This window comes from Streptomyces sp. NPDC058307, assembly GCF_042880295.1.
Classification (GTDB): Bacteria; Actinomycetota; Actinomycetes; order Streptomycetales; family Streptomycetaceae; genus Streptomyces.
Genome location: NZ_JBHVYZ010000003.1, coordinates 1 through 25,588, shown reverse-complemented (window position 1 = coordinate 25,588; position 25,588 = coordinate 1). Strand labels below are relative to the sequence as shown.

At 71.4% G+C, this 25,588-nt stretch carries 26 protein-coding genes and 1 pseudogene; 16 read left to right on the top strand and 11 right to left on the bottom strand.

Going from position 1 to position 25,588, the window contains the following annotated elements:
• Positions 1-878: 878 nt before the first annotated feature.
• A complete protein-coding gene (locus ACFVYN_RS03220; RefSeq protein WP_389992239.1) occupies positions 879-1,415 on the bottom strand; it encodes an ImmA/IrrE family metallo-endopeptidase in 537 nt (178 codons plus the stop codon).
• Between ACFVYN_RS03220 and ACFVYN_RS03215 the strand changes: the two genes are divergently transcribed.
• A complete protein-coding gene (locus tag ACFVYN_RS03215; protein WP_389992265.1) occupies positions 1,414-1,794 on the top strand; it encodes a hypothetical protein in 381 nt (126 codons plus the stop codon). The two genes, ACFVYN_RS03220 and ACFVYN_RS03215, sit on opposite strands and share 2 nt — an antisense overlap.
• Entirely contained in the window at positions 1,692-1,919 is a 228-nt protein-coding gene (locus ACFVYN_RS03210; protein WP_389991723.1) for a hypothetical protein, read from the top strand. Before ACFVYN_RS03215 ends, ACFVYN_RS03210 begins: the two co-directional genes overlap by 103 nt.
• Positions 1,920-1,988: 69 nt before the next feature.
• Here ACFVYN_RS03210 and ACFVYN_RS03205 read toward each other — a convergent pair whose 3' ends face one another.
• Entirely contained in the window at positions 1,989-3,167 is a 1,179-nt protein-coding gene (locus ACFVYN_RS03205; RefSeq protein WP_389991721.1) for an acyl-CoA dehydrogenase family protein, read from the bottom strand.
• 70 nt (positions 3,168-3,237) lie between these two features.
• The gene (locus tag ACFVYN_RS03200) at positions 3,238-3,612 is read right to left on the bottom strand and encodes a ferredoxin (protein ID WP_389991718.1); all 375 of its coding nucleotides are present in this window, start codon (positions 3,610-3,612) and stop codon (positions 3,238-3,240) included.
• 105 nt (positions 3,613-3,717) lie between these two features.
• Between ACFVYN_RS03200 and ACFVYN_RS03195 the strand changes: the two genes are divergently transcribed.
• Positions 3,718-4,095 (top strand): DUF6479 family protein, encoded by a 378-nt coding sequence (locus tag ACFVYN_RS03195; RefSeq protein WP_389991715.1) that lies wholly within the window; start codon positions 3,718-3,720, stop codon positions 4,093-4,095.
• Positions 4,096-4,197: 102 nt separating this feature from the next.
• On the opposite strand, the gene ACFVYN_RS03190 is transcribed toward ACFVYN_RS03195, so the two are convergent.
• Positions 4,198-5,937: a glycoside hydrolase family 15 protein gene (locus tag ACFVYN_RS03190; RefSeq protein WP_389991712.1), complete on the bottom strand. Its 1,740-nt coding sequence runs from the start codon at positions 5,935-5,937 to the stop codon at positions 4,198-4,200.
• 365 nt (positions 5,938-6,302) lie between these two features.
• On the opposite strand from ACFVYN_RS03190, the gene ACFVYN_RS03185 reads away from it, so the two are divergent.
• A complete protein-coding gene (locus tag ACFVYN_RS03185; RefSeq protein WP_389991709.1) occupies positions 6,303-6,620 on the top strand; it encodes an AsnC family protein in 318 nt (105 codons plus the stop codon).
• 95 nt (positions 6,621-6,715) lie between these two features.
• Positions 6,716-6,910: a hypothetical protein gene (locus ACFVYN_RS03180; protein WP_389991706.1), complete on the top strand. Its 195-nt coding sequence runs from the start codon at positions 6,716-6,718 to the stop codon at positions 6,908-6,910.
• A gap of 34 nt (positions 6,911-6,944) precedes the next feature.
• Here ACFVYN_RS03180 and ACFVYN_RS03175 read toward each other — a convergent pair whose 3' ends face one another.
• A complete protein-coding gene (locus tag ACFVYN_RS03175; RefSeq protein ID WP_389991703.1) occupies positions 6,945-8,585 on the bottom strand; it encodes a hypothetical protein in 1,641 nt (546 codons plus the stop codon).
• A 448-nt stretch (positions 8,586-9,033) separates the two neighbouring features.
• Between ACFVYN_RS03175 and ACFVYN_RS03170 the strand changes: the two genes are divergently transcribed.
• The 3 genes from ACFVYN_RS03170 (at position 9,034) to efeB (ending at position 13,969) form a co-directional block, all read left to right on the top strand.
• Positions 9,034-10,407, top strand: a complete 1,374-nt coding sequence (locus ACFVYN_RS03170; RefSeq protein ID WP_389991700.1) for a Tat pathway signal sequence domain protein — start codon at positions 9,034-9,036, stop codon at positions 10,405-10,407.
• Positions 10,408-10,613: 206 nt separating this feature from the next.
• The gene (gene efeU, locus ACFVYN_RS03165) at positions 10,614-12,647 is read left to right on the top strand and encodes an iron uptake transporter permease EfeU (protein ID WP_389991697.1); all 2,034 of its coding nucleotides are present in this window, start codon (positions 10,614-10,616) and stop codon (positions 12,645-12,647) included.
• Positions 12,648-12,697: 50 nt separating this feature from the next.
• A complete protein-coding gene (gene efeB / locus ACFVYN_RS03160) occupies positions 12,698-13,969 on the top strand; it encodes an iron uptake transporter deferrochelatase/peroxidase subunit (RefSeq protein WP_389992236.1) in 1,272 nt (423 codons plus the stop codon).
• 66 nt (positions 13,970-14,035) lie between these two features.
• Here the strand turns inward: efeB and ACFVYN_RS03155 are convergent, their stop codons facing one another.
• Positions 14,036-14,689: an NAD(P)H-binding protein gene (locus tag ACFVYN_RS03155; RefSeq protein WP_389991694.1), complete on the bottom strand. Its 654-nt coding sequence runs from the start codon at positions 14,687-14,689 to the stop codon at positions 14,036-14,038.
• Between the two features lie 43 nt (positions 14,690-14,732).
• Between ACFVYN_RS03155 and ACFVYN_RS03150 the strand changes: the two genes are divergently transcribed.
• The 5 genes from ACFVYN_RS03150 to ACFVYN_RS03130 all read left to right on the top strand — a co-directional run bounded on the left by ACFVYN_RS03150 (position 14,733) and on the right by ACFVYN_RS03130 (position 18,029).
• Positions 14,733-15,197 carry a PaaI family thioesterase gene (locus tag ACFVYN_RS03150; RefSeq protein ID WP_389991691.1) on the top strand — a complete coding sequence of 155 codons (465 nt, stop codon included), beginning with the start codon at positions 14,733-14,735 and terminating at the stop codon, positions 15,195-15,197.
• A 17-nt stretch (positions 15,198-15,214) separates the two neighbouring features.
• Positions 15,215-15,865, top strand: coding sequence for a TetR/AcrR family transcriptional regulator (locus tag ACFVYN_RS03145; protein WP_389991688.1), 651 nt, complete (start codon positions 15,215-15,217; stop codon positions 15,863-15,865).
• Between the two features lie 131 nt (positions 15,866-15,996).
• Positions 15,997-16,989 (top strand): dihydroxyacetone kinase subunit DhaK, encoded by a 993-nt coding sequence (gene dhaK / locus ACFVYN_RS03140; protein WP_389991685.1) that lies wholly within the window; start codon positions 15,997-15,999, stop codon positions 16,987-16,989.
• A gap of 37 nt (positions 16,990-17,026) precedes the next feature.
• Entirely contained in the window at positions 17,027-17,626 is a 600-nt protein-coding gene (gene dhaL, locus ACFVYN_RS03135; RefSeq protein ID WP_389991682.1) for a dihydroxyacetone kinase subunit DhaL, read from the top strand.
• The gene (locus tag ACFVYN_RS03130; protein WP_389991679.1) at positions 17,619-18,029 is read left to right on the top strand and encodes a PTS-dependent dihydroxyacetone kinase phosphotransferase subunit DhaM; all 411 of its coding nucleotides are present in this window, start codon (positions 17,619-17,621) and stop codon (positions 18,027-18,029) included. The genes dhaL and ACFVYN_RS03130 overlap by 8 nt, the downstream gene beginning before the upstream one ends.
• Here the strand turns inward: ACFVYN_RS03130 and ACFVYN_RS03125 are convergent.
• Entirely contained in the window at positions 18,014-18,739 is a 726-nt protein-coding gene (locus ACFVYN_RS03125; RefSeq protein ID WP_389991677.1) for a glycoside hydrolase family 75 protein, read from the bottom strand. The two genes, ACFVYN_RS03130 and ACFVYN_RS03125, sit on opposite strands and share 16 nt — an antisense overlap.
• 367 nt (positions 18,740-19,106) lie before the next feature.
• On the opposite strand from ACFVYN_RS03125, the gene ACFVYN_RS03120 reads away from it, so the two are divergent.
• Both ACFVYN_RS03120 and ACFVYN_RS03115 read left to right on the top strand, forming a co-directional pair.
• Positions 19,107-20,087 (top strand): fibronectin type III domain-containing protein, encoded by a 981-nt coding sequence (locus tag ACFVYN_RS03120; RefSeq protein ID WP_389991674.1) that lies wholly within the window; start codon positions 19,107-19,109, stop codon positions 20,085-20,087.
• A 188-nt stretch (positions 20,088-20,275) separates the two neighbouring features.
• Complete coding sequence (locus tag ACFVYN_RS03115; RefSeq protein WP_389991671.1) at positions 20,276-20,827, top strand: hypothetical protein; 552 nt, start codon at positions 20,276-20,278, stop codon at positions 20,825-20,827.
• A 26-nt stretch (positions 20,828-20,853) separates the two neighbouring features.
• Here ACFVYN_RS03115 and ACFVYN_RS03110 read toward each other — a convergent pair whose 3' ends face one another.
• The 3 genes from ACFVYN_RS03110 to ACFVYN_RS03100 form a co-directional block, all read right to left on the bottom strand.
• On the bottom strand, positions 20,854-21,396 hold the full coding sequence (locus ACFVYN_RS03110; protein ID WP_389991668.1) for a PadR family transcriptional regulator: 543 nt from the start codon (positions 21,394-21,396) through the stop codon (positions 20,854-20,856).
• 32 nt (positions 21,397-21,428) lie between these two features.
• Positions 21,429-23,444 carry an FAD-dependent oxidoreductase gene (locus ACFVYN_RS03105; RefSeq protein ID WP_389991665.1) on the bottom strand — a complete coding sequence of 672 codons (2,016 nt, stop codon included), beginning with the start codon at positions 23,442-23,444 and terminating at the stop codon, positions 21,429-21,431.
• 108 nt (positions 23,445-23,552) lie between these two features.
• Entirely contained in the window at positions 23,553-24,407 is an 855-nt protein-coding gene (locus tag ACFVYN_RS03100; protein WP_389991663.1) for a helix-turn-helix transcriptional regulator, read from the bottom strand.
• 127 nt (positions 24,408-24,534) lie between these two features.
• On the opposite strand from ACFVYN_RS03100, the gene ACFVYN_RS03095 reads away from it, so the two are divergent.
• Positions 24,535-25,302, top strand: a complete 768-nt coding sequence (locus ACFVYN_RS03095; RefSeq protein WP_389991660.1) for an SDR family oxidoreductase — start codon at positions 24,535-24,537, stop codon at positions 25,300-25,302.
• A gap of 67 nt (positions 25,303-25,369) precedes the next feature.
• On the opposite strand, the pseudogene ACFVYN_RS03090 reads toward ACFVYN_RS03095, so the two are convergent.
• Positions 25,370-25,588: pseudogene (locus ACFVYN_RS03090) on the bottom strand (hypothetical protein); the annotation flags it as partial.

Below are 25,588 nucleotides of genomic sequence, written 5' to 3'. Positions count from 1 at the left end.
GAGCATCTGGCCGGCCACGCTCGGCGCGACGCCCTGCCGTCATACCTGCGCACCTGCCAGTGCCACGAGCGAGGTTGCCGATGGCATCCCCGTCACCGCGGCTGCGCCGGCCCCATCCATCTACTTCTCGCCCGCGAGCGGGGCGGACGACTCTGGCGACTTGCCGATGCCTGTACGGCCTGCGCGTCGGTGACGGCGCAGGCCGCCGTGGTTCCGGAAACCTTCCTCCCTATGACCGTGGCGTCGTCGGGCGGCGCCTCACGGCGTCACAAGCGACGGACCAAAGGGCCGGGCGACCAGATCCGAGTACAGGAGATGCTCAGCTACCTGGCCGCAGCCCTGCCAAGCCACACAGGGGCTGCAGCCCGACTGCTCGCCGTGCAGTGCGCACTGCGCATGGACTCCGAAGGGAAGATCCGGATGCCGACTGGACTCCTACGCAGTCTTCTCCTTGGCCGCAATCCGCTCCCGTGGAGCGAGCTGGAGCAGGCGCGATGGCTCCGCAGAACGCCGGTTACCCGGAGCTCCGCCGACCGGGTGGTGGGCGCCCAGATTCTCGACGGCGTGTTGTTTGCTCAGCATCCCGCACGTCCAGACCGCAGGAGCGCTGCCGACTGGGCGCTACGCATGGCGAGAAGTGGCTGTGCGGGTGTCGGCGACCCGTCTCTGCGGCTGACCGCCCTCTGCCTCGCGGCACACACCGACTCCTCAACCGGTCGCGGATGTGCCGACATGGACCGGATCGCGCGTGAGTGTGGACTCGTTCCTGAGGCTCTGTTCCCTGCGCTCGACCAATTGGCGACGTTCCTCGCCTCCTGGAGCATGGCCCTCGCCTCAGGCGATCTGCACTGGGAGCTACCGCCGAAGGGCAATCAGAATCAGCGGGCAGCCCGCCGATCTGACGCTCTCAAGAATCCCGAGAGCTGAGGCGACCGGCCCGCTACCTCCCAGCAGACCGGTCGCCCAGCGCCTCGACGAAGCACCTTCAGCTGGCTGATCGAACCCTGCGGCCGCTGGGCGCCACCCTTGTTCATGCGCCAGGTCAACATGCTCCTACTGACCCCGTACCGGAGCATCGCCGCCTCAGGACTCAGCCCTCTTCTGGCGATAGACCACGCTCCCTCGTTGGTGATCAGCAGGTTGCCGGCCAGCCAGTCCGCTTCTTCCTCGATCTCTCCATCCCAGTGCCGACAACCGCGAACATCGAGCGCCGGACCGGGCGGATGCATCAGGAGCGCATGGGCGATTTCGTGGTCGGCCGAGCTGTTTTGACGCCCCGGGTCGTGGGAGTCGTTCACCCAGATCTGTCGCCGTGTCCCTGCATGCACGGTGAGAGCACTCACGGCCTCCTGCTCGGTGGTGAGAAGTCGCTCGAATTGAGGACGCCCCGCACAGCATGCCGGGGAGTGGTGCATGGAGGTCATCGCGGCGACAGCGGCGACGAGCGGCGGGTGGACCTGGTCCCAGACCACCGCGCTGATCGTCCCGTTCATCGCCGTGTTCGGCGCCTTCCTCACGTACGCCCTCAACCAGCGGGCGGCGAGACGGGAGCACCAGGCGAAGACGTTCGCCGAAGCCCTGACAGCGGTCGAGGAGTACCTGGAGATGCCGTACCGCATACGGCGCCGTCCGGAGTCCTCGGCCTCCATGCGACAGCAGCTCACGGACGAGGTGAGCAGTCGCTGGCGCGCATGGCGTTCCACCAGGCATGGCTCCAGATCGAAGCGTCGTCCGTCGCAGGGCCGTACTCGAATCTCGTCGCCACGGCCCGCGCGAAAGCCGGCGCGCAAATGAGTCTTGCCTGGCAGCAGCCGCCCATCAGGACCGACGAGGGGATGAACCTCGGCGCGGCCTACCCCCGTGACCGATCAACAGCCGCCCGCGCGGCATGCATTGAAGTAATGCGCCGTCACCTCTGAGAAGGGGCGGTGATCTTGATGCCAACTATCCCTCTTTTGTGCCAACTAAAAATCCTCGTCACAAGCAGGCTACCGCCGTACCCGCGGCATACCCAGACCGATCCACGAGATGATCTCCCGCTGGATCTCGTTGTTGCCGCCGCCGAAGGTGAAGATCACCGCCGAGCGGTAGCCGCGTTCCAGTTCGCCGTGGAGGACATCGCCCGCCGAGCCCTCCTTCAGCGCGCCGGCCGCGGCGACGATCTCCATGAGCCACGCGTAGGCGTCCCGGCGGGCCTCGGAGCCGTAGACCTTGACCGCAGAGGCGTCCTGCGGGGTGAGGGTGCCGTCCTCGACGGCGTTGACCATCCGCCAGTTGAGGAGTTTGAGCGCGTCGAGCCGGGTGTGGGTCTGGGCGAGGCGGCGGCGCACCCACGGCAGGTCGATCACGCGGCGGCCGTCGGCCAGCTTGGTGTCCGTGGCCCAGCGCTGGACGTTCTGCAGGGCACGGATCGCCATGGTGCCGTGGGCGGCGAGGGTGACGCGCTCGTGGTTGAGCTGGTTGGTGATCAGCCGCCAGCCCTGGTTCTCCTCGCCGACCCGGTGCGAGACGGGGACGCGGACGTTCTCGTAGTAGCTGGCCGTGGTGTCGTGCGAGGCAAGGGTGTTGATGACGGTGTACGAGTAGCCGGGGTCGGTGGTCGGCATCAGGAGCATGGTGATGCCCTTGTGCGGCGGGGCGTCGGGGTCGGTGCGCACGGCGAGCCAGACCCAGTCGGCGGTGTCGCCGTTGGTGGTCCAGATCTTGTGGCCGTTGACGACGTACTCGTCGCCGTCCCGCACCGCGCGGGTCTTCAGGGAGGCCAGGTCGGTGCCCGCGCCGGGCTCGCTGTAGCCGATCGCGAAGTCGATCTCACCGGAGAGGATGCGCGGCAGGAACCAGGACTTCTGCTCCTCGGTGCCGTACCGCATGATCGTCGGTCCCACGGTGTTGAGGGCCATCAGCGGCAGCGGTACGCCGGCCTGGGCGGCCTCGTCGAAGAAGATGAACTGTTCCATCGCGGTCAGGCCGCGGCCGCCGTACTCCTTGGGCCAGCCGACCCCGAGCCAGCCGTCCGTGCCGAGACGCCGGATGGTGTCGCGGTAGAAGCGTTTCTGGGCGCCCCGGTCGGTGAAGCGGGCATGTGCGTTGTCCGGGACCAGATCGGCGAAGTAGGTGCGCAGCTCGGTGCGCAGCCGCTGCTGCTCGGGCGTGTGGTCGAGATGCACGGCGCCTCCAGGCTCCCAGGCCGGTCCTGACGGCGCACACGGTAGAACGTGTTCCAGAAATTGGGAACGGTCAGACGAGGGTCGCCATGAAGTCCGTGCACGCCTGGGCGCACTCGCGGCATGCCTTGGCCGCGTCCTCGTTGCCGGCGTGCCGGTCCAGGACCTGGGCGCACTCCAGACAGACCGACCTGCACCATTCCAGCTGGACGCGGATGCTGGCCTCGTCGAGGTGGTTCTCCTCGGACAGGACCCGGCAGGTCGCGTCGCACACCTCGGCGCACATGATGCCCTTGCGTCGCAGTAGTTCCTGTTCCTCGGTACCGTCCGGATCGACCAGGCTCGCGCGCAGCGCACAGGCCCGTGCGCACTCGGTACACGCCTGGGCGCACGCGAAGCGGTCCTCAAGGAACCGGAAGAGCTCCTGCTGAGAAGTCGAAGTCGTCACGACAGGCGGGTAGCCGGGGTCCGGGCGGCCAAACCCGGCGTTCCCGGGGGCTTGCGTCCCCCGGGTGGGTCGATTCGCTCGCAGGTCCAGGGGTACTCGCGTGACATGAACCAAGCCCTGAACACCGAATGGATGGATCTGGCCGCGGGCCGGGGCGGCCTCGCGGCCGGAGTGATCGCGGCGGGTGTGGTCGTCGTGGCGGTGCTGATCGGTGCCTTCTGGCTGGGCTCCCGCGTCAAGCGCCGGGAGTCGCGTCGGCCCACTCCCGAGGAACAGCCGAGGCTGCCCGAGGGCGGGCCGGTCCGTGAGGTCAGGGAGCACCGGGAGCCCGACGAGGTGCCCAGGAGCGACACCCGCCTGACCCCGCACGAGATGCCCCAGCACGGCAACAGTCCGACCCGGACGGGCCCGGCGGGCGAACGTCCTCGCTGGGACGACGGCAGCAGCGGCTCGTTCGGCAGCGGTGGGCCGGGGGGCGGCTGACGTCCACGGCCGGGGGCGGCTGACGTCCACGGCCGTGCCGCGCGGCCGGGCCCTGCGGTGACCGCTGGAAGAGCCCTGGAACTGCTGGAGGCGGGCGCCCGGTCACTCACCGAGCCGGGCGGCCGCCTCCAGCAGCACCGCGTGCACGAACGCCTGCGGGAGGTTGCCGCGCAGCTGACGCTGGGCGATGTCGAACTCCTCGGCGTACAGCCCCGAGGCCCCGCAGGCGCCCCGGTTGCGTTCGAACCAGCGGTACGCCTCGACGGTCCGGCCCTGCTGGTGTTCGGCGAGCGCCATGACGAACCCGCACAGCACGAAAGCGCCCTCTGCCTCCGCCAGGGGGCGTTCGTCGTGGCGGAAGCGGTAGAGGAAGTGGTCGTCCGCGAGTTCCCGACGGCATGCGGCGAGGGTGGCCCGGGTGCGCGGGTCGGCGGCGGGCAGGGCGCCCCGTATGCCGGGCAGCAGCAGGGCGGCGTCCACGGACGGGTCGTCGGGGGTGCGCTGCCAGTGACCGTCGGGGTGCAGGCAGGTCCGCTCGACGGCGTCGAGGAGGGTGCCGGCCAGGGCGGTGCAGGCGTCGGCGAGCGGGTGGCGGGGCGCTGCCGCGGCGACGGCCCGCAGGCCCGCGACGCAGACGAGCCTGCTGTGGGTCCACAGCTGGCCGCTCAACTCCCATATCCCGGCGTCGGGTTCACGCCACCGGTCGGCAATGGTCCGCACGGCGATCTCCAGCGCCTTCCAGTGGCCCTCGTCCAGGCGCCCATGGCGTTCGGCGGCGGCGAGGAGCAGGAGGGCCTCACCGAAGCAGTCGAGCTGGAACTGCTCGCAGACCTGGTTGCCGACGCGGTCGAAACCACCGGGGTAGCCGGGCAGGTCGAGTCCGCGCTGGGCGGGAACGGGGTCGCCGTGCACGGTGTACGCCGGTACCAGGCGGGGCCCGTCCGCGTGGAGGCGCGCGGTGACGAATCCGACGGAGGCGTCGAGGAGGTCATGGGCGCCGACGGCAGCAGCGGCCTGTCCGGCGTAGCTCTGGTCGCGGATCCACACGTACCGGTAGTCGTAGTTCCGGCCTTCCTTGGCGCGCTCGGGCAGGCTGGTGGTGGCCGCCGCGACCATGCCGCCGCCGTGTGCGGTGAGGCCGCGCAGGATGGCGTACGCCCGGCGTGCCTCGCGGGGTGCGGCGGTGCCGTCGAGCGCGGGGACCGTCTCGTGCCAGGCGGCTTCGGTGGCGGCCCAGGCCCGTTCCGGCCTCGGTGGTTCGGCCGGCAGGGGGGATACGGCGCACTCCAGGACGAGGTCGTGCCGCTCACCGGGCCTCAGCTGGATCTCCGCGGTCAGACCCCGCTCCGCGATGACGGCCTGCGGGGCTCCCTGCCAGCGCACTCGGTGCCGGCCGGTGCGCAGCTCCCACACTCCGTCGTCGCCACGGCGGACCGAGCCGGGGTCGATCGGTGTCGCGCCGTATCCGCTGTGCGGGTCGAGGACGACTGAGACCCGGGCGGGGCCGTCCAGCGCGTGCAGTTGCCGCAGCAGGACGAGCCGGTCCGGGTCGCCGGGGAAGGCCAGCGCCTCGCGGCACTCGACGATCCCGTCGTCGGTGACCCAGCGGCTGCGCCAGATGAGCGTGCCCTCTTCGTAGTAGCCGCCGGAGACATACCGTCCGGCGGGAGTGACGGCGTACGTGCCCCGCCCGCCGACCAGTCCCGCGAAGACCGCCTCGTCGTGCCAGGTGGGCGCGCACAGCCACCCGATGGCCCCGTCGGGCCCGATCAGCGCCCCGCGCTCGCCGTCGGCCAGCAGCGCGTAGTCGTGCAGTGCGTGGGGCGGGAAGGGGCTGCTCATGGCACACGGGTACCCAGGGGGTGCGAGGGCCAACGGTCGGCATCCGCGCCGCTGCCCCCGGCTGGGCCAACGCCCCTTCCCTCGCCGATCCCCAACCGGCGCGGGTCGTCGTCCCACACCGGCAGGTGACCGTGGCGCACCGCCCTCCGCCCTCCGCCCTCCGCCCTCCGCCCTCCGCCCTCCGCCCTCCGCCCTCACGGGACCGTGCCGCACCGCCCTGGACTGGCGTCATACAACCCGACTGACCGGCCACGCCACGCTCCCCACCACTGCTCGAGCGGTGTCCCACCACCCGCCCGACCACCCCACGCCACCTGCGGACCCGCACCAACGCAACCGGCCGACCGGCATCCCGCCACCGAGCCGTGCCGCGCGCCCCCGTGGGCCGGCGCCCCACACCCCCGCGCGAACCGGCACCTCACCACCCACCCGGACGCCAGACGGCGCGGCTCACCGCCGACCGGCCGCCTGCGCCCACCGGCCCCTTCCAGGCACCCACCGCCGAGGACACCCCGCTGCTCGACGCCCTCGCGGAAGACGGCCGTACCACCCACACCCGGCTCGCCGAACTCGCCGGCTGGTCCAAAGCGCGCGTCGCCCGACGGCTCGACGTCCCGGAGTCCTCGGGTGCGCGCTCACCTCCGACGTCGACCTGCTCCCGGAGCGGCTGGGTCACCGCCTGAACGCCACCCTCTGGCTGCGGGTGGCCCGGCACATCTTCACCGGATCGGCGAGGAGTTGGCCGAGCACGAGGAGGTGGCCTTCGCCTGCGCCATGCATGAGCGGCGACCACAACATCATGGTCGTCGCCAACTGCCGTGCCGCGGAGGACTTCTACCGTTACCTCACCACACGCGTGGCGGCCGTCCCCGGAATCGACGCCCACGGCGTCAGCATCCGCGTCCGACGCCTCGAACAGGCCGCCTCCCTCATCGCGCACGGCAGGCTGGTCCCGTCGTGGCCGGCCGGCTGATCCCTACGGGCACGGCACAACAGCCTTCCGAAGATCAGCATCCGCCCGCGCCGGAATCGGGTGCGAGATAGGCCGAACCGATCCGGTACAACCCGGCACTTCTGACCGTCAGCCGGGTGAACTCGCCCTGTGCACTGAGGCATCCGGCGTCGACGCGCAGCCACGGCGAGTACGCGACCCGCACGGTCACAGAGCCCGACGACGGCATCCCTATGTCGAGTTCGGCGGCCGCCGCGCGCACCACGGTGGCGGGCGCCGACACCAGCGGCACCGCGTTCCGCACCCGGTAGACCCGCCAGTGCGCGTCGCTCCACACCGGTTCCAGCCAGGCAGGCCGGCTGCGCACCAACCGCGCCTCGGCCGCGCCGTACCGGTCAGGCACGGCGTCGGGCAGGACGACGAACCCGACGGCCCAGCGGTCCAGCCAGGCCCGGTACCCAGCTGCCGAGAAGGTGCCGTCGTAGAAGAACCGGCCGCGCTCCATGTCGAGTTGGGTGTTCCAGCCGCGGGCGAGATTGACGTGCGGTGCGAGCAGGGCCGCCTCGCGGTGATCGTCGGCGGGAACGGCCTCCACACGGGCGCGGTCGGCGCCGAGCCGGTCCAGGGAGCGCAGCACCCCGTCGGTGTCGGCGGCCCACGCGGGGACCTCGGCGCTGCCACGCAGGAACGAGGTGGGTGTCCCCGATCCGAGCCAGAACAGGGAGCCCGCCAGCGCGAGGGCGAGGACACCGCGCCGGGCCCGGGCGCGGCGGTGCGTCGAGAGCAGGGCGGCGAGCAGCACGGCCGGTGCGAAGATCAGCGCGAGCCGCTCCACGTTGGTGCCTATCGGCGAGGGGATCAGAAAGGCCAGCACGACCCCGACGGCGTACACGGCGCCGCCCAGCCGCAACGTCCGCAGACCTCGCGGCGCGAACAGGGCGACGGCCGTGCCCAGCAGACAGGGCCACAGGATCCGGCCCGAGGCCATCGGCTCCTGGCCGTGGAAGGGGAACAGCAGGCTGGTCGTCGCCACCACGGCGAACGGCGGGACGATCAGCGCCCCGCCCCGCCTCCAGTCACGCGCGAGGAGGTGCGCCGCGCCGGCCGTGACCAGGAACAGTCCGGCGACCGGACTCGCCGCCGTCGCCAGCAGCGCGTACCCCGCCGCGAGGACCGTCCGCCGCTCCCCCACCAGCAGCACACAGGCGGCCAGGCCGAAGGCGACGCCGAGTGCGAAGGTCGTACGTCCCGCCGCCACGTTGGTCCACAGCCCGAACGCGGCGAGCAGGGCGGGCGGCAGTGGCCGCCTGATCCCGCAGCGCAGCACCAGGACCGCGACCAGCCAGCCGCCGACCAGCCCCGAGGCCACGGCGAGCGTGCGGACTCCGAAGAAACCCATCAGGTACGGCGAGATCAGGCTGTAGTTGGCGGTGTGGGCGCCGCCGAACCAGAACAGGCCGTACGCCGAGTCGCCGTGCTCGACCGCGAAGCGCGCCCAGGTCTCCTGGGCCGCGAGGTCCCCGCCCCCGTTCGCCCGGAAGAACGCCCACACCAGATACAGCGGCAGCGTGGTCACGGTGGCGAGCAGCGGGATTCGGCGGCGGTGCAGGAACCCCCGCAGCCGGTGTCCGGGCCACGTCCTGCGCGGTGCGACCCGGTCCACCCGGGCAGGGGGCAGCGCGACAGCAGTGGTCATGGGAGACGTCTCCGTTCAGCGGTCCGGCGGCCGCTCACGGTCAGGTGGCGCCTACTCCTGATCGATTCTTGATCGCGTCCCCTCTGGCGGCATCGGCCGTTCGGCCAGGAACAGCCACCGAGCACGAGGGGCCCTCGGCCGTTCGGCCGAGGGCCCCTCGTCCAGAGCCACCCCGCCGTCCAGAGGCACCCCACGTCGACGCCCACGTGTGCCGCATGACCTGGTGGATCGCCTCGGAGGCCGGTGCGGGATGGGGCCTGTCGTGCCAGTGGATCTCCGCTCACTCCCGGTCGTCGTCGGGCATCGGTTCCCATGGGGTGAGCCCCAGGAGGCAACTGCTGTTCGTATCCCGGACGTTGACCCGCCCCGAGTGCTCCAGCACAATGAGCCAGCCCCTTTGAGAGCGCTCTCAGAATTCCAGCCGAAACCCCTCTTTCCGAGGAGACCCATGAACGGCAGCCCACGCCGGCCCCTCAGCCGCCGTACGCTCATCGCGAGCGGCATCGGAGCCGCAGTCCTCACCGCCACCGGCACCGGTCCGGCCCAGGCGACGCAGGGCGGGTCGGCGACCTCCGCGCCCCGCCGTGCGCAGGCCTTCCTCGCCGCCGCCATGGACGGGTACCCCGACCACGGCACGATCCGGCTCGCGCAGAGCTACGCCGACCAGGCGGGCCTATTCAGCACCGCGTTCACCTACGACAACGCCCTCACGATCCTGGCCCTCCTGGCCGACCCCTCGGGCGGGAACCGGGCCGTGGCCCTCGGTGACGCACTCCTCTACGCCCAGGCCCACGACCCCGCCCACGACGACGGCAGACTGCGGCAGGCGTACAACGTCGGGCCGTACACCTTCTACGACGGCTCCCCGCAGCCGGACGGGTTCGTGAAGGCCGACGGCACGGCCAACGTCGGTACGCAGTTCGGCTTCACCGGGACCGCCGTGGGCGACATGGCGTGGGCCGGTGTCGCGCTCAGCTCGCTCGCCGGGCGGACCGGTCAGCAGCGCTTCCTCGACGGCGCGGTACGGATCGGCGAGTGGATCGAGCGGGTGGCGCGGACCGACGAGCCGCTCGGCGGCTACAAGTTCGGGGTCGACGGGGCCGACAAGAGGCTGCCGTTCAGCTCGACCGAGCACAACACCGACCTGGTCGGCCTGTTCGGGCGGCTTGCCCGGCTGACCGGGGACAAGGTCTGGCGGGAGCGTCGTGCGCATGCCAGGGCCTTCGTCGAGAAGATGTGGGAGCCGTCGGGGGGCTTCTTCTACACCGGCACCAACGACGGCGTGACGATCAACAAGTCCCCGATCCCCGAGGACACCCAGACCTGGACCCACCTCGCCCTCGCCTCCCCGGCCCACTCCCGCTCCCTCGACTGGGCCGCGGCCGAGCTGGCCGTACGGGACACGGCCGACCGCCCCAACAGCACGGTTCCCGTCGGGCAGTCGTACGAGGGCGTCACCTTCAGCTCCGCGAGCCTGCTGGCGAACGAGGGCGCCCCCATCGCCGACGGCCAGCCCAGGCCCGACCGCAACGGCGTCTGGTTCGAGGGCACCGCCCACCTCGCGCTCGCGCTGCGGCACCGGGGACACTCCGGCGACGAGACGCGTGCCCGCCGCCTGCTCGGCTCGATCGAGCGCGCCCAGGACCGTCTCGGCGAGGCCCAGACCATCGGCGGCACTACCCTTCCGGCCCGTTCCGGGGTCGTCTCGGCGAGCAGCCCGCTCGACACCGGTTTCGGGTTCGGCTACTACCCCTACCGGCACACCGGCGCCACCGCCTGGTACCTCCTGGCCACGGCCCGTGCCAATCCGCTGCGGGGCTGACGCCCCAGCCCGCTCCGCCCACTCCGACCGGTCGACAGGAGGCGATCTTTGCTGCCCCATGGCAGGGAGATGACCGGATAACTGCTGATCCATGACCGGATAGCTGCCTGCCTGCACTCATGATGGTCGGCGTAAGTAAGGCGTGCCTACGCTAACCAGCGACCACGGCAGGCCGAGAACGACTGTCATGGAGGGGCGCAGCACCCATGTGGGACGACGCGTTTCCGAGCTTCCTCATCGGACTGCGGGAGGGCCTGGAGGCCGGACTGATCGTCTCCGTTCTCATCGCCACGCTGGTGCGGTCCGGTGACCGGGCCCGGCTGCCGCAGGTGTGGACCGGGGTCCTGGCCGCCATCTCCCTCGCCCTGAGTTTCGGCGCTGTGCTGACCTTCACCGCCGCATCCCTGTCCGCCACCGCCCAGGAGGCGTTCGGCGGTGCGCTGAGCGTGGTGGCCGTCGGGTTCGTCACCGCGATGGTGTTCTGGATGCGCCGCTCGGCGCGCACCTTCTCCGGTGAGATCCGGGAGAAGGTCACCGGCGCGCTGAGCATGGGCGCGGGCATGCTGATCGTCACCTCGTTCCTGGCGGTGGGCCGCGAGGGCCTGGAGACCGCGTTGTTCCTGTGGACCACGGCCCGCGCGGCCGGCGAGTCCGCGGGCCCCCTGACCGGTGCCGCGATCGGCCTGGTCCTCGCGGCGGGCCTGTGCTGGGGGCTGTACCGGCGTGTCCTGCACATCAACCTGACGAGGTTCTTCACCGCCACCGGCGCCGTCCTCATCGTGATCGCGGCGGGAGTGCTGGGCTACGGTCTGCGCGACCTCCAGGAGGGCGGAGTGCTGCCCGGCGGGACGTCGTACGCCGTCGATCTCGGCGGCAGCATCGACGCGGGAGCCTGGTACAGCACTCTCGTGCAGGGCGTGTTGAACCTGACGCCGACCATGACCGGGCTCCAGGTGGCCGCGTACGCCGGCTATCTCGCGGTCGTGATGCCGCTGTTCCTGCGCAGCACGCCGGGCCGACCGACGCAACCGGCTCCGAAGGCGCGGGAGACCGAGCCGGCCCGTCCGGCGCCCGTTCGCCGCCGCCCCGCCTGGGTGGTTCCCGTCGCGGTCGTCGCCCTGCCCGCCGCGCTGGCGGGAGTGGCGGTCAGCCTCGGCAGTTCCCGTCCCGCAGGTGCCCAGACCGTGGCCGTGTCCGAGACGGACTGCGGCAAGGGCTTCACCGCGCCGAAGCCCGGGCGCCGGACCTTCCAGATGCACAACACCGGCGACAGTACCTCCGAGGTGTACCTCATCGACCCCGGCACCGGCGCGGTCTACGGCGAGGTCGAGGGCCTCGCTCCGGGCACTACCCGTGATCTCGCGGCGACCGTCGCGGGCGGCACCTACGCCTGGCGCTGTGTGCCCAGCTCCGGCAAGGCGGTCACCTCGCGCGCGGTCCGGGTCACGGGTGGCGGTGGGGCCACGGCGGCGGTCGTCCCGGTCTCCGCCGCCGATCTGGCGGCGCCGCTCGCGTCGTACAAGGCGTACGTCGAGCAGGGCCTGGCCACCCTCGTCACGCAGACCCGACGGCTCAGCGACGACGTCGAGGCCGGCCGTCTCGGGGCGGCCCGCACGGACTGGCTGACCGCGCACCGCACCTACGCCTCGCTCGGCGCCGCCTACGGCACCTTCCAGGACTACGACCAGAAGATCGACGGCAGGCCCGACGGACTCCCCGGCGGCGTGCACGACAAGGACTTCTCCGGCTTCCACCGGATCGAGTACGGCCTGTGGCACGGCGAGCACGCGAGTGAACTGGCCGCGCCCGCCCGGCGGCTCGCCGCCGACACCGCCGCACTGCGCAAGGCGTTCCCCACCCAGGACTTCGACCCCGGAGACCTGCCCCTGCGCGCCCACGAGATCCTGGAGAACACCCTCCAGTTCGAACTGACCGGCGACGCCGACCAGGGCAGCGGCACCGAACTCGCCACCGCCGACGCCAACCTCGCCGGCACCCGCGAACTCCTCACCGTCCTGCGGCCGTTGCTGACCAGCCGCGCCCCGCATCTGCTGACCGCCGTCGACACGGACATCGCCCGGCTTCAGAAGCTGCTCGACTCCGCGCACGCGAGCGGGAGTTGGACCCCGGTCGCCCGTCTCGACGCGACCGCGCGGGGCCGGTTGAACGGGGCCACCGGACAGCTCCTGGAGGACCTCGCGCCGGTGCCGGACCTGCTGGAGATCAGGAAGTCCGCGTGAAGAACAACGACCAGCAGCACCAGCACCAGCAGCCTGAAGGGAACCACCCCATGCCGTCGACCGAAGCATCAGGCTGTCCCGCGGGAGCCGGCCGCCGCTCCTTCGTGCGCACGGCCCTCGGCGCCTCGGCCGCGGGCGCGGCCCTGGCCGGCGGTGCCTTCGCCCTCAGCGCGAGCGGCGGCACGGCCGAGGCACAGGCCGCGGACGCCGCCGGCACCGCGAAGGTGCCCTTCCACGGCGTCCACCAGGCGGGCATCCTCACCCCCGCACCGGCCGCGGCCACCTTTGTCTCCTTCGACGTCATCACCGACGACCGCGCCCAACTGGCCGAACTGCTGCTGACGTTGACCGCACGCGCTCGTTTCCTGACCACCGGCGGCACCCCCACCGACCTCGGCGTCGGCGCCCCGCCCTCCGACAACGGCATCCTCGGCCCGGACGTCCCCGCCGACGCCCTCACCGTCACCGTAGGGGTCGGGGCCTCGCTGTTCGACGAACGCTACGGCCTCGCGAAGGCGAAGCCGCGCCGGCTCACCCCGATGCGGACCTTCCCCAACGACAACCTCGATCCGGCCGCGTGCCACGGCGATCTGTCCCTTCAGCTCTGCGCCGCCCGCCAGGACACGGTGCTGCACGCACTGCGCGACATCGCCAAGCACACCCGAGGCGCGATGCAGATCAAATGGCGCGTCGACGGCTTCCAGAACGTGCCCCGCCCCAGCGGCGCCCAGCGCAACCTCCTCGGCTTCAAGGACGGCATCGCCAACCCGGAGGTGACGTCGGCCCGCGAGATGAACCGGCTCGTGTGGGTGGGCGACGGACAGGGCGAGCCGGCCTGGGCGCGCGACGGCAGCTACCAGGTCATCCGCGTCATCCGGATGCTCGTCGAGTTCTGGGACCGGGTCTCGCTGACCGAGCAGGAGCAGATGTTCGGCCGCCGCAAGGACACCGGTGCCCCGCTCGACGGCGTCAAGGAGACCGACGTCCCGCACTACGCCAAGGACCCGCACGGCACGGCCATCCCCCTGGACGCGCACATCCGCCTCGCCAATCCGCGCACCGCCGCCACCGACAACTCCCGCATCCTGCGCCGGGGTTACAACTACGACCGCGGCATCGACGACGTCGGCAACCTGGACATGGGCCTGGTCTTCTGCTGCTACCAGCAGGACGTGCGGCGCCAGTTCGAGGCCACCCAGACCCGCCTGATCGACGAGCCCCTCGTCGACTACATCTCCCCGACCGGCGGCGGCTATTTCTTCGCCCTGCCCGGTGTCCGCGACGCGGCCGACTGGCTGGGCCGGGAACTGCTCACGCCGTGACGGCCACGCGGAACTCCTCGGTTCGCGCCGGGGTTTGTGCGACACCTGCCCGTGCGACCGACAGCCTCACAAGCGGACGTTTGCCCGGACCGCCTCGTCGACGGGTGTCGACCCGGTGTTGAGTTCGAGGATCTGCCGGCCGATCCGGGGCTCGTGGAGCAGTTCGGCGAGGGTGGCGGCCACGTCGTCGCGAGCGATCCGACCGTGGAACTCCGCCGGCCCGAGGGACACGGTGCCGGTCCCCGGACCGTCGAGAAGGAGTGAGGGACGGAGGATCAGCCAATTCAGATCGCTGCGGCTGAGGGCGACGTCCGCACCCTTCTTCACGGCGAAGTAGTACTCGACCTCGTCCGGGAGATCGCGTTCCCGCCAAGATTCCGGGAGCACCGACACCAGCACGAAGCGCTCCACCCCGGCGAGGCGTGCCGCCTCGATCGCTTTGACGACCCCGTCACCGTCGACGGCTTTGGTGACCTCCCTGCTGCCGCCGTTCGATCCGGCACTGAAGACGATCACGTCGGCGTCACCGAACGCTGTCGCGAGTTCCTCCACGGTCATGCCGGAGAGATCACCCACGCGTGTGTGCACGCCCAGCGATGCGAGTCCGGCCTGCTGGTCCTCCCGGCGAACCAGCCCGCGGACGGGGTCTCCCCGAGAGCGCAGTTTCCGCGCGAGCAGACCACCGATACCGCCCGTGATGCCGATGACGAAGACGTCCACCTCGGATTCTCCCGTTGTCTCGATGCCACTCGGGGGTGTCCCGTTGACCACCTGGGTTAACGACGATAACTTATCGCCGTTAACCCACGAGAAGGAGTGGCCTGTGGTCACACTTGAAGCCGATGACGTCTACGCGCTCGCGCCGTACGCCAAGACACTCGGGGTCGAGTTCGAGGAGATGACGGAAGCCGGCGTTCGAGCCGGACTGGCGCACGACCACTCCCTCTCCACGGTGGGCGGCGGTCTCCACGGAGGGGCGTTGATGGGGCTCGCCGATGTGTGCGCCGCCGTGTGCGCAGCACTCAGCGGTCCAGCCGGCGCCGCGCCGGCCACCGTCGAGTCGACCACGCATTTCCTACGCTCGGCACGCACGAGCGTCGTCGCGACAGCTCGTCCGTTGCGTCTGGGACGCAACACGGTCATCGAGGTCGACATCCATGATGCCGAGGGCGAACTGTGCGCCCGGGTGACCCAGGTGGTCACCACCGTCGAACCGAAGACATCCTGATGCCCGAGCACGCACCCATGTCCGTGACCCGTTCCCGGGTGCGCGCCGCCAAAGGCCAGGGCGGTCTGCTCCGGGACCAGCTTCTCGACATCGCCGATCGGCTGCTGGAAGACGAAGGCGTAGACGCTCTTACGATTCGAGCGGTGGCAACAAGAGCGGGAGTCAGCCCGCCGGCCGTCTACCTCCACTTCGCCTCGAAGAGGGAACTCGTCCACGCGGCGTGCCTGCGTGTGTGGAGCTCACTGTTCACCGAGCTGGAAGCGGTGTCCCGGGACATCCCGGACCCCGTGACGGCGCTGTACGAAACCTGCGTCGCCTACATCGCATTCGGACTTCGTCATCCTTCCCAGTACCGACTGGTGATGGCCGGTGAGGCCACCGAGGCCAGCCGCCGGAACGAAGACGAATGCTTCCGATATTTCCGGGACAAGGTCGCAGCCTGCGCTGATGCCGGGGTACCTGTGACGAGCAGGACCGAAACGGCCAGAGTGCTGTGTGCCAGCGTGCACGGGGCGGTATCCCTTCTGATCCACCAGGAGCGTGACGTATGGCCACCGGACAGCGATCGCTACGTCAGACGGGCGGCGTCCTCGGCCGTCCACGGCGCCCTTCTCACCGCGTCCCACATGATCAGCCCCTCACTGGCCGGTGTGCCGCAGTCGGGCTGAAGAACGCCGGGCCGGCTCAGCCGCAGGCCGTCACCGGCACAGCGGAACCTCTCCCGGCGTGACCTCCGCTGCCGCAAGGTCGATACTGCCGAAAGCAGCACTCGCAGCCTGAATATCACCAGGAGATAGCCATGAAGATGCTGATAAACGTCCCGGAGACCGTGGTCGCCGACGCCCTGCGCGGTATGGCGGCCGCCCATCCGGAGCTGACCGTGGATGTCGAGAACCGGGTGATCGTACGGCGGGACGCCCCGGTCGCCGGGAAGGTCGCCCTGATCTCCGGCGGTGGCTCCGGGCATGAGCCGCTGCACGGCGGATTCGTCGGCCCCGGCATGCTCTCCGCGGCCTGCCCGGGCGAGGTGTTCACCTCCCCGGTGCCCGACCAGATGGTGCGGGCGGCGGCCGCTGTGAACAGTGGGGCCGGTGTGCTGTTCATCGTGAAGAACTACACGGGTGACGTGCTCAACTTCGACATGGCGGCCGAACTCGCCGAGGACGAGGGCATCCAGGTCGCGAAGGTGCTGGTCAACGATGACGTGGCGGTGACCGACAGCCTCTACACGGCCGGCCGGCGAGGCACCGGCGCCACGCTGTTCGTGGAGAAGATCGCGGGGGCAGCGGCGGAGGAGGGGCAGCCGCTCGAGCGGGTGGAGGCGATCGCCCGGCAGGTCAACGAGAACTCCCGGAGTTTCGGCGTCGCGCTCAGCGCGTGCGCCACGCCCGCCAAGGGCAGCCCCACCTTCGACCTGCCGGCCGGCGAGCTGGAACTGGGGGTCGGCATCCACGGCGAGCCCGGCCGGGAGCGGCGGGCGATGATGACCTCACGGGAGATCGCCGACTTCTCGGTGCACGCCATCCTGGACGACATGAGCCCGCGCAATCCCGTGCTCGTCCTGGTCAACGGCATGGGAGCGACCCCGCTCCTTGAGCTGTACGGCTTCAACGCCGAGGTTCAGCGGGTGCTCGCCGACCGCGGGGTCGCCGTCGCCCGCACCCTGGTCGGCAACTACGTCACCTCGCTCGACATGGCCGGCGCCTCTGTCACCCTGTGCCAGGTGGACGAGGAACTGCTGCGCCTGTGGGACGCGCCGGTCAGGACGCCGGGGCTGCGCTGGGGAGTGTGAGCAGGCGATCAACGTACCGACCACGCAAGGAGATCCAGTGCTCGACGCCGACTTCTTCCGCCGTTGGATGACGGCGACCGCAGCCTCCGTGGACCGTGAGGCCGAGCGGCTCACCGCCCTCGACTCCCCCATCGGGGACGCCGACCACGGCAGCAACCTTCAGCGCGGGTTCACCGCGGTGGCCACGATCCTGGAGAAGGAGGCCCCTCACACCCCGGGCGCGGTCCTCATCCTCGCCGGAAGCCGGTTGATCTCGACGGTCGGCGGTGCTTCGGGCCCCCTGTACGGGACCCTGCTGCGGCGGACCGGCAAGGCGCTCGGGGACGCCGGTGAGGTCAGTGCCGAGCAGCTCACCGAGGCGCTGCGGGCCGGGGTGGAGGCGGTCATGACGCTGGGCGGGGCCGCTCCCGGCGACAAGACCATGATCGACGCGCTGGTGCCGGCCGTCGACGCCCTCGGTACCGGTTTCGGCGCGGCACGGATGGCCGCCGAGCAGGGGGCCCTGGCGACCACGCCCTTGCAGGCCCGCAAAGGCAGGGCGAGTTATCTCGGCGAGCGCAGCATCGGGCACCAGGACCCGGGCGCGACCTCGGCCGCCCTGCTGATCGCCGCGCTCGCGGAGGCCGCAGGTGAGTGACGCGAAGCTGGTCGGGATCGTGCTGGTGTCGCACAGCGCGGAGGTCGCCGCGTCCGTGGCTGAACTGGCCAAGGGGCTCGCGGGCGGTGGCACGGAGGTGCCCGTCGCCGCGGCCGGGGGCACCGAGGGCGGCGGACTCGGTACGAGTGCGGAGCTGATCGCGGGGGCGGCCGCCGCCGTGGACCGGGGCGCCGGGGTCGCCGTCCTGACCGACCTCGGCAGTGCGGTGCTCACCGTCAAGGCGCTGCTGGCGGAGGGTGACGAGCTCCCGGAGGGCACCCGGCTGGTGGACGCCCCGTTCGTCGAGGGAGCGGTGGCCGCGGTCGTCACGGCGGCGACCGGAGCGGACCTCGCCGCGGTGGAGGCGGCGGCCGCGGAGGCGTACAGCTACCGGAAGGTGTGACGCGGGGGGAGCGGCTTGTCCTGGACGAACTCCTTCGCCAGCCGCTCCCCCAGGGCGACGGCGGCGGCGTGGTCCTCGATCGGTTTCACCTGTGTGTTCCTGAAGACGATGTAGGTGACGCCGGAGGGCGTGCCGCCGCCGCGCGGATCGGGACGGATCCCGAGGGCCTTCGCGGTGGCGTAGGACGCCTCGCCGATGATGTGGCCGGGCCCTACGTCCCCGACCACGGCGTACTGCACCTGGTCCCCGTACACGACGGCCGCGACAGCACCGCCGCGTACCCCGTGCTCGCGGTGGTCCCAGATCTGGCTCGGCGCCGGCACCACGATGTACGGCAGGCTTTCGGCGCTCAGATAGCGGCCGTCGGACTGCTCGAAGGCGGTGGCGTCGGAGAACAGCGGGTCGGTGCGGCGGTTGCAGCGGCTGCCCGGCCGGCCGTCGCAGTCGATGTCCATGTCGGCCTTCCAGAAGACGGCATCCCTGGTGCCGCAGACCGGGATGGTCGCGGCCGTGCCGTCGTCGCTGCGGTAGCGACCGTGTGACACGGGTTCGCAGGTGCGCACCTTGGCCAGGAGGTCGGCGGCCAGGACCGCCCCCTCGCGCCGCACCACAGGCTCGGTCCGGGCGGCGGCCTGCTCGACGGCGGGGGATGTCGTCGGGGCGAGCAGAGCGGCACTTGCCGCGGCCAGTGTCAGCGACTGGACACGCACGATAAGGGTCCCTCTCCTCGGCGGCATTGACGGGCACTCAGCCCAATCTGATGCCGCTTCAGCCGAGCGGCCACCGCAGAAGGGCCGGACGGGGCAGGGGCCGGGGGCCGGAGTCCTCGACGAACCCCGGCCTCCCGGCCGCCCGTACGGCGCGGGGACAGCGACGACAGCGGCCCGCGCCATCGGCACGAACTCCGGTCACCTGGTGGCGAGTTCGGCCGTGAAGGCCTTCAGCATACGTAACTCTTCCGAGCTCGGCGTAACTCTCCCCAGCTCGGCCCACACGGTCCGCCCTCTTGATGCGGGCAGGCACCCGGCGTCATATTGGTCCGGACCATTGCAGTGGTGTTCTCCCGGGAGGCAAGCCATGCGCGGCGTTCCCGTCCGCCTGTGCCTCTGCGCCGTGCTTGTCTTCGTCGGCTCCTGCGGGTGGGGCGGACCGGACGACGGCGAGAGCGGCCGACTGCCCGCCGCCCCCGTGGGCGTCACCGCCGCCGCGGGCAGCGCGACCAGTGTGCACGTGATGTGGAACGCCGTCGGCGCGGGGATCGAGTGCTACGAGGTATATCGCGGCACCACAAAGGTCGAGGATGTGCCTGGTTCACATCACATGGTGGATGTCATCAGGCTCGACCCCGCCACTCCGTATGCCTTCACCGTGCGGGCCCGCGACACCGAGGGGCGCCTCGGTCCGCCGAGCCGGGAGGTGCGGGCGACGACTCCGGCGGTCGCGGCGGCGGACCGCTCGGCCCCGACCCGCCCCGGCGAACTGCGGGGCCGGACGGCGGGCAACCGGGCCGTCCAGCTGAGCTGGGCCGCCGCCACGGACGACCGGGACGTGGTGTCGTACGACATCTACCAGGGCAGCACGAAGATCCACAGTGTGGGCGGCGACCAGACGGCGGCCGTGGTCACCGGGCTGCGTCCTGGCACCCGCTACTCCTTCACCGTCCGGGCCCGGGACGCGGCCGACAACCTCTCGCCGGCCGGGGACGCCGTCCGCCTGACCACACCGGGCGGCGACGACGGCCGGGACACGGCACCGACGGACTTCCGTGCGACCACCCGGCAGGAGGCCGACGGCGCGTACTACCTCGACCTGTCCTGGATGCCGCCGCGGACGGACGGTGTCGTCACGGAGTACCAGGTCCACCTGGACGGCAGGGCAGCCACCTCGCTCGTGTTCGGCGGGACACTTCCGCGAGGGAGGGCGACGTACAGCTTCTACCTGGGGCGCGAGGCCGGGGAGAGGCACCGGGTGCGGATCCGGGCGCGGCTGCCCGACGGCACCTGGGGCGGCCTGTCGGTGGAACGGTCGGTGACGACGGGCGCCGCTACTCCCCCATGACAGCCGTCCCTCTCCCTTCATGACGGCCGCTCACGTTGCGCCGGACGGAGCGATCCGTCACCTGTCCGGCGCAGCTCCGCATGCGCGCCGGGCCCCGGGCACATTGGCTGTCCCCGAGGCAGCACGGGCTTCCCCCACCTCGGCGGCGCCACGGATGTACCGCCGACCGTGCCGCCGGAGGGCAGTCCATGCGCACTGAACAGCTACTTCTCCGCTCCGGCCTGACCGTCGCGGCCGTCGCCGCGCTGCCGCTCGCCCTGACCGCCGGGCCGGCCGCCGCGGCATCGGGCATCTCCGTGAGCACCTCCGGATCCACGGTCTCCGTCACGACCACGTCCTGCTCCCGTACCGCGCCCAGCGGCGGCTGGGGCACCGCCTCGCTGCTCACCAGCAGCCAGGCGAACTTCAGCCAGGGCCGACAGGTGGCCCTGTCCGGGACCACCTCGCTGCAGTCCGCGGCCTGGTCGAGCGTGAACCCCGGGACATACACCGTCATCGTGATGTGCGCCCACAACAACAGCACGGCGGGCACCCAGTCGATCATCGTCTCGGGGTCCGCCACGCCCACGATCTCGGCGACGGCCTCGGCCTCCCCGTCCCGCGGTGTCATGGGCGGCCTCGGCGGCGCCACCAAGGACTACGGCACCCTGACGCTGGCGGCCGGCGGCGGCCTGGTGGCGGTCGGCGCGGTGGCCGCGGCGTGGTTCCTGCGCCGGCGCTCACGGCCGTACCGCCTCTGAAGCGCGACGGCACTTCTGAAAAGCCTTCAGCTGTCCGGGAGTTGGTCCAGCTCCCGCAGAGCCTCGGTGAGCCACTGCGTCCAGAAGGTCTCCAGCTCGATGCCCGCGCGCAGGACCAGGTGCTGAAGCCTGGCCTGCGCGCTGTCGTTGCCGGGCGGGAAGTCCCGCTGCTCGATCTCCTCGTACTCGGCCAACTGCCGCCGGTGCAGGTCGAGATGGCGGCGCAGGTCGGCCTCCAGGCCCGTCGTGCCGACGACGGCGGCCGCGCGCAGCCTCAGCAGCAGGGCGTCCCGGTGCGGCTTGGGGTCCTGCGCCGCGGCCGTCCAGCGTTCGAGTTCGGCGCGGCCCGCGGGCAGGACCTCATAGCTCTTCTTCTGCCCGCGGGTCGGCTGGGCCGCGGGGAGGGCCCGGATGTACCCTCCGGCCTCCAGTTTTCCCAGCTCGCGATAGATCTGCTGGTGCGAGGCCGACCAGAAGTAGCCGATCGACCTGTCGAACCGGCGGGTCAGGTCCAGCCCCGCCGACGGCCTTTCGAGCAGTGCGGTGAGGATCGCGTGCGGGAGTGACATGGAGTCATCCTAGGGACGGCGCCGCAGGGGCCTCAGAGGGCGGCTGCGACCTCGGTGCCCTGCTTGATGGCCCGCTTGGCGTCCAGCTCGGCGGCCACGTCGGCACCGCCGATCAGGTGCACGTTGCGGCCCGCGGCGACGAGCTCCTCGTACAGGTCCCGGCGCGGTTCCTGCCCGGTGCACAGCACGACGGTGTCGACCTCCAGGACCGTGCTCTCCTCGCCTACGGTGACATGCAGTCCGGCGTCGTCGATACGGTCGTAGCGCACACCGGGGACCATGGTGACGCCCCGGTGCTTGAGCTCGGTGCGGTGGATCCAGCCGGTGGTCTTGCCGAGCCCGGCGCCGACCTTGCTGGTCTTGCGCTGGAGGAGGTGCACGGTGCGGGGCGGGGCGGGGCGTTCGGGGGCCGCGAGTCCGCCGGGTGCCGTGTAGTCCATGTCGACGCCCCACTGACGGAAGTACGTCTCGGGGTTCTCGTGCGCCTTGTCACCGCCGTCGGTGAGGAACTCGGCGACGTCGAAGCCGATGCCCCCGGCACCGAGGATCGCCACCCGGTCGCCGACGGGGGCGCCGCCGCGCAGGACATCGAGGTAGCCGACCACGCTGGGGTGGTCGACGCCCGGGATGTCGGGGGTGCGCGGGGTGACGCCGGTGGCCACGACGACCTCGTCATAGGCGTCCAAGTCGCCCGAGGACACGGGGGTGTTGAGACGTACGTCCACACCGTGGGCGTCGAGCTGGTGGCGGAAGTAGCGGATCGTCTCGTCGAACTCCTGCTTGCCGGGGACCTTGCGGGCGACATTGAGCTGGCCGCCGATCTCGCTCGCGGCGTCGAACAGGGTGACCTCGTGGCCGCGTTCGGCAGCGGAGACCGCGCAGGCGAGCCCTGCCGGGCCGGCTCCGACCACTGCCACACGCTTGCGCAGCCGGGTCGGGGACAGCACCAGCTCGGTCTCGTGGCAGGCGCGCGGGTTGACCAGGCAGGAGGTGATCTTCCCGCTGAAGGTGTGGTCGAGGCAGGCCTGGTTGCAGCCGATGCAGGTGTTGATGGCCTCGGGGCGCCCCTCGGCGGCCTTGTTCACGAACTCCGGGTCGGCGAGCATCGGGCGGGCCATCGACACCATGTCCGCGTACCCGTCGGCGAGCAACTCCTCGGCCAATTCGGGGGTGTTGATCCGGTTGGTGGTCACGAGCGGGATCGACACCTCGCCCATGAGGCGCTTCGTCACCCAGGTGTAGGCGCCGCGCGGCACCGAGGTCGCGATGGTGGGGATGCGGGCCTCGTGCCAGCCGATGCCGGTGTTGATGATCGTGGCCCCGGCGGCCTCGACGGCCCTGGCGAGCGTGATCACCTCGTCGAGCGTCGAGCCGCCCGGGACGAGGTCCAGCATGGACAGCCGGTAGACGATGATGAAGTCCTCGCCGACGGCCTCGCGCACCCGTCGCACGATCTCCACGGGGAAGCGCATGCGGTTCTCGTACGAGCCGCCCCAGCGGTCGGTGCGGTGGTTGGTCTGCGCGGCGATGAACTCGTTGATGAGGTAGCCCTCGGAGCCCATGATCTCCACGCCGTCGTAGCCGGCCTGCCGGGCGAGGCGGGCCGCGCGGGCGTAGTCGTCGACGGTCCGCTCGACCTCGGCGTCGGTGAGTTCGCGGGGCGGGAAGGGGCTGATCGGCGCCTGGAGGGGGCTGGGGGCGACGAGGTCCCGGTGGTAGGCGTACCGGCCGAAGTGCAGGATCTGCATCGCGATCCTGCCGCCCTCGCGGTGCACGGCCTCGGTGATCTGCCGGTGCTGCTCGGCCTCCGCGTCGGTGGTGAGCCTGGCGCCGCCCTCGTAGGGCCGTCCCTCGTCGTTGGGCGCGATGCCGCCGGTGACGATCAGGCCCACTCCCCCGCGGGCCCGCTCCGCGTAGAAGGCGGCCATGCGCTCGAAGCCGCGCTCGGCCTCCTCCAGGCCCACGTGCATGGAGCCCATCAGAACGCGGTTGGGCAGCGTGGTGAAGCCCAGGTCGAGCGGGTTCAGCAGGTGCGGGTAACGGCTCATGGGGCCCCTCCGTCGCGGTCTCGTGCCTCTCTGTTGTAGAGGACCGCGGACCCTTTATGCAACTAGTTGCACAACCGGGGACGGGTGATCCGAGCCACGTCGGCGGCTTCAGCGGTACGTGTCCTTGCCGCTCGCCACGTCGAACTTCTCGGCGGCCAGACTCCCCAGCAGTGCGAGCGCCTGCTCGGACGGGCTGCCGGGCTCGGCCCGGTAGACGACCAACTGCTGGCCCGGGGCGCTGTTGACGGTCAACGACTCGTAGTCCAGGGTCAGTTCACCGACCAACGGATGCCGGAAGCGTTTGTTCTCCTGCGTCTTGCGGCGGATGTCGTGGCGGGCCCAGAGCCTGCGGAACTCCTCGCTGCGCAGCGACAGTTGACCGACCGCGGCGACCAGCCGCGGGTCCTCGTGACCGGTTCCGGCGGCGGCCCGCAGCGCGGCCACGGTGTTCACCGCCACGGGCTCCCAGTCCGGATAGAACCCGCGCGCGTCCGGATCGAGGAAGACCAGCCGCAGCAGGTCCCCGCTGTGGGTGTGACCGGCGAACAGCGCGCCTCCGAGGACGTTGCGGGCCACCACGGTCAGGCACCGGTCCAGGACCACCGCCGGAGTGCGGTGCCAGTCCTCCATCATCCGCAGCAGTACGGGGCTCACCGCCTCGGACCGCCAAGCGCGGGACCGGTCGGCGACGGGTCGGGCCAGCCCGTGCAGATGCTCGACGGCGTCCTCCTCCAGGCCCAGGGCCCGCGCCAGGGCGTCGACCACCTGCGCCGAGGGGTTCCGCTCGCGTCCCTGTTCCAGGCGCACGTAGTAGTCGGTACTGACCCCGGCCAGCACCGCGACCTCTTCGCGGCGCAGGCCCGCCACCCGGCGCCGGCTTCCGGCCGGCAGCCCCGCGTCCTCGGGCCGGACCAGGGCACGGCGGGCGCGCAGGAAGAGACCGAGCCGGTTGTCACTGTCCATGCGCTCGACCCTAGGCCGTTCACCGGCCCACGGGAGTCCACAAGGTGGCCGCGGTACTCCTACGATCCGTTCTCCTCGGGGTGACACGGCCTGGTCCCAGGCCGGGGCCGGTCCCACCGTTGACGGCATGACACACACCTGGAACCTCACCCACCGCGTCGCCGTCGTCACCGGTGCCACCAGCGGGATCGGCGCGGCCACCGCGAGGCGCCTCGCCGCCGGCGGAGCGAGCGTCGCGCTGTTGGGCCGCCGCGAGGACCGCCTCAAGGCGCTGGCGGACGAACTGCGCCCTTCCGCCGACGGCACGGTCCTGCCCGTGCCCGTGGACCTGACCGACGCCGAGGCGGTCTCTCGGGCGGCCGCCGCCGTCACCGGGGCGCTCGGCACCGTCGACCTGGTCGTGGCCAACGCCGGCGTCATGCTGGGCGCCCCCTTCGAGCGCGCCGCGACCGACGAGTGGGACCGCATGATCGACGTCAATCTGCGCGGTCTGCTGCACACCTCCCGCGCCTTCACCGACGATCTCCTCGCGGCGGCCTCCCGCGGCGGCCCGGCGGACCTCGTCCACGTCGGTTCCGTGGGCGGGCATCTGCTCTTCCCCGACTGGTCCGTCTACTGCGCCACCAAGGCGGCCGTGGCCCATCTCACGCGCAATCTGCGCGCCGAACTCGGTCCGCGCGGAGTGCGCGTGAAGAACATCGAGCCGGGGGTGACCACCACCGAGCTGGGCGCCGACATGCGGGACGCCGAGACCCGGGCGGCACTGTCCCGTCTGCGCACCGATGTGCAACCCCTGCATGCCGACGACATCGCGGAGGCCGTCGTCTTCGCGACCGCGGCCCCGCCCAACGTCAACGTCGCGGAGATGGTGGTGGTACCGGTGCGGCAGGGCTGACCGCGGGGTGGGGGGGGGGGGGGGGTGGGGGAACCAACCCCCCCCGCCGTCGAGAACCGACGATCCGTCACCGGCTCTCGAGTCGCACGTGCAGCTCCCGCTCCTGGTCCCCCGACGCGGACGAGAGATCCCGCACCGTGAACGTCGAGTCCAACGTCTTCCGAAGCTTCTCGATGGCCCAGTAGCCACCCTGCGCGTCGATCTCGACGGAGGACGACAACGGCTCGGGCGGTGGGCAGGAACGCGCCTCGGTCACTTCGAAGGTCCCCAGCCACACCATCGGCCG